Below are 3,407 nucleotides of genomic sequence, written 5' to 3' on the forward strand. Positions count from 1 at the left end.
CGCCGCCTGCGCCCGAGCCCGCGCCGCCCTTTTCCGGCGGCGACGCCCTGGAGACCCCGCGCCCGCGCCTTTTGCCGCCCCTGAACGCGGCGCCCGCGCGAGCGCGCATGCCGGCCCCCGCCGGCCTGGATCATGAAAAAACACTATGCAGCATCCCTGCTGGCCGGCGCCTGCGCGGCCAACCCGGCGTTCGCGCTGACCGCCGAACCCGCCATCGAGACCCTGCCCGCCACCCTGGTCGAAGGCGAGCGCGCCGACGACGCGCCCAACGGGCCGATCAACCTGGAACGCATCGACGGCACCGGCAGCCGCCTCGGCCTGCGCATCAAGGACACGCCGGCCTCCGTCACCGTCATCTCGCGCCAGCAGATCGAGGCGCGCGGCGCGCTCAACACCCAGGACATCGCGCGCGGCATCCCGGGCGTGAACAACGCCGCGCCCCCCGGCATGGCCGGCGCCGTCAGCTACCGCGGTTTCAGCGGCGGCCAGGTGTCGCAACTGTTCAACGGCATCTCGGTGCAGTACGACTCGGTGGCCGCGCGGCCGATCGACAGTTGGATCTACGACCGGGTCGAGGCCATCGGCGGCCCGTCGACCTTCCTGTTCGGCGCCGGCGCGGTCGGCGGCGCCATCAATTACGTCACCAAGCTGGCCGAGCGCGACACGTTCTATGAGGGCCAGTTGCGCCTGGGATCGTTCGACACGCGCCAGGCATCGGTCGGCATCAACCAGCAACTGGCCGGCTCGCCGGGCGGACGCGGCCATTACCTGCGCATCGACGCCAACACCACCGCCAGCCGCGGCTGGGTCGACGGCGAGCGCTCGAATGCCGCCCAGGTGGCGGCCTCGCTGCTGTCCGACCTGGGCGACGACGTCACGCAGACCTGGGCCTTCGAGTACCAGCGCGAACGCGTCGACCGCCCCTACTGGGGCACGCCGCTGACGGTGGGCGCGAACGGCAAGGTGAGCGGCGAAGGCCACATCCGCGGCGGCACGCGTTTCAAGAACTACAACGTCGACGACGGCCTGTACGAGCAGTCGGTGCTGTGGGCCCGTTCGCTGACGGAATGGCGCGCGGCGCCGGGCATCACGTTCAAGAACACGCTGTACTACTACCGCGCCGAACGCGACTTCCGCAACCTGGAGACCTACCGCTACAACGCCGCCAACAGCCGCGTGCTGCGCTCGGGCGCGCTGCTGCAGCGCCACGAACAGAGCCTGGTCGGCGACCGCGTCGAAGGCCTGGTCGAATCGACGCTGGCCGGCCTGCCCACCAGTTGGTCGTTCGGCGCCGACCTGAGCGTGAACAGGCAGACCCGCTATCCCACCAGCCTGCCGGCCACGGTGGACGCGGTCGATCCGTACGATTTCCAGCCGGGCTATTTCTACGACATCCCCGGCATGACGCGCGGCCACAACCCGGACCGCGACAACCGCATCCGGACGCTGGCCTTCACGCTGGAGAACCGCACGGAAGTGCTGCCCGGCGTGGCCATCGTGTCGGCCCTGCGCAAGGACTTCATCGACCTGGACCTGACCAACCGCCGCGCGGTCACGGCCAGCGCGCCGGCCTCGGCCTCGCGCAGCTATTCGCCCACAACCGGCCGGCTGGCGCTGAACTGGGCCATCACGCCGCAGGCCTCGCTCTACGCGCAATACGCCACGGCCGCCGACCCCCCGTCCGGCATCATGGCCACCGCCTCGTTCGCCGACGTGCTCAACAACGACAAGCTGACCACCGGCACGCAGAAGGAAGTGGGCGGCAAGTTCGAGTTCTGGGACGGCCGCGGCTCGGCCACCATCGCGGCCTACGAGATCACGCGCAAGCACATCTCGGCGCCCGACGCCAACAACCCGGCGGTCAGCATCCCGGTGGGCCAGCAGTCGGCGCGCGGGCTGGAACTGGCCGGCGGGCTGCGCCTGACGCGCACCCTGTCGCTGCAGGCCAACGTCGCCTTCGTCGATCCCAGGTACGACGACTTCTCGGAAACGGTCGGCGGCGTGCGCGTGTCGCGCAACGGCAATGTGCCGACCAACACGCCGCGGCGCGTGGCCAACGCCTGGATCGACTACGCCTTCCTGCCGGACTGGAACGCCAGTGTGGCCGCGCGCTACGTCGGCCGCGCCTACGCCGATGCCGCCAACACCGTCTGGGCGCCGTCGTACACCGTGTTCGACGCGGCGCTGTCGCACCGCATCGACCGCCACTTCACCGTCACCGGCCGGGTCCGCAACCTGACCGACAAGGTGTACGCCGCCAACGTCACCGGCACGCCGATGTTCTACCTGGGCGCGCCGCGCTCGTTCGAACTGACGCTGCAGGCGCGGTTCTGAGGACTGCCATGGACGCCATCCCCTCCCCCCGCCGCCGGCCCGCGCCCGTGCCGTGGTCCACCCGCGCCAAGCGCTGGCTGTACCTGACGCATCGCTGGGCCGGCATCGTGCTGTGCCTGTTCTTCGCCATGTGGTTCATCTCGGGCGTGGTGATGATGTACGTGGGCTACCCTAAGCTCACGCCGCAGGAACGCATGACGCACCTGGCGCCGCTCGACCCGGCCCGCGTCGCCGCCACGCCGGCCCAGGCGCTGGCCGCCGCCGGCGCCAGCGACATGGCGGGCCTGAGCCTGGCCGCGCTGCGCGGCGGCGCGCCGGTCTACCTGGTGCCGATGGGCCGCGGCCGCGCGCCCAGGGTGGTGGATGCCGCCAGCGGCGCGCTGCTGCCGCGCGCCGACGCCGCGGTCGCCACCGCCAGCGCCGCGGCCTGGTTCGACGGCCGGTACGCCGCGCGCTACCAGGGCGTGGTGGAGGAGGACGTCTACACCCACTCCGGCGCGCTCGACATCCACCGGCCGCTTCACCGCATCGACCTGGACGATCCCGCGCACACCCGGCTGTACGTCTCGTCCGCCACCGGCGAAGTGGTGCTGGACGCCACCCGCCGCGAACGGCTGTGGAACTACGTCGGCGCCTGGATCCACTGGCTGTATCCGTTCCGCGGCAATGTCTTCGATCCGTGGTGGCACGACATCGTCGTCTGGCTGTCGGTGACCGGGGTGGCTGTGGCGCTGACGGGCACGGTGGTCGGCATCCTGCGCTGGCGCTTCTCGCGCCCCTACGCCAGCGGCAGCCGCTCGCCGTATCGCGAGAACATGATGCGCTGGCACCACCTGGCCGGCCTGATGTTCGCCGGCATCACGCTCACCTGGATCTTCAGCGGGCTGATGTCGATGAACCCGTGGAAGGTGTTCAGCAGCGGCGCGGCGCCATTGGCGCAACAGGCCTACGCCGGCGGCGCCTATGCCGTCGACGCGCCGCAGGCGCCCGCCGCCGCGCTGATCCGCGCCCTGCCGGCGGCGCCGCGCGAGCTGCGCTGGCAACGGGTGGACGGCCAGGACCTGGTCCTTGCC

General features: G+C 71.4%; 2 protein-coding genes. Both read left to right on the forward strand.

The window, feature by feature from the left end; all coding sequences use genetic code 11:
• Positions 1-132: 132 nt before the first annotated feature.
• Entirely contained in the window at positions 133-2,334 is a 2,202-nt protein-coding gene (locus tag HV783_RS29215) for a TonB-dependent receptor (RefSeq protein ID WP_175190339.1), read from the forward strand.
• 8 nt (positions 2,335-2,342) lie between these two features.
• The coding region (locus HV783_RS29220; protein ID WP_175190340.1) for a PepSY domain-containing protein at positions 2,343-3,407 on the forward strand (1,065 nt) is incomplete at its 3' end.

This window comes from Achromobacter dolens, from assembly GCF_902859745.1.
Classification (GTDB): domain Bacteria; phylum Pseudomonadota; class Gammaproteobacteria; order Burkholderiales; family Burkholderiaceae_B; genus Achromobacter; species Achromobacter dolens.

What these genes read in the sequence shown, in the direction of transcription:
- HV783_RS29215 (WP_175190339.1), top strand. Translation starts at nt 133, where the DNA reads ATGAAAAAACACTATGCAGCATCCCTGCTGGCCGGCGCCTGCGCGGCC.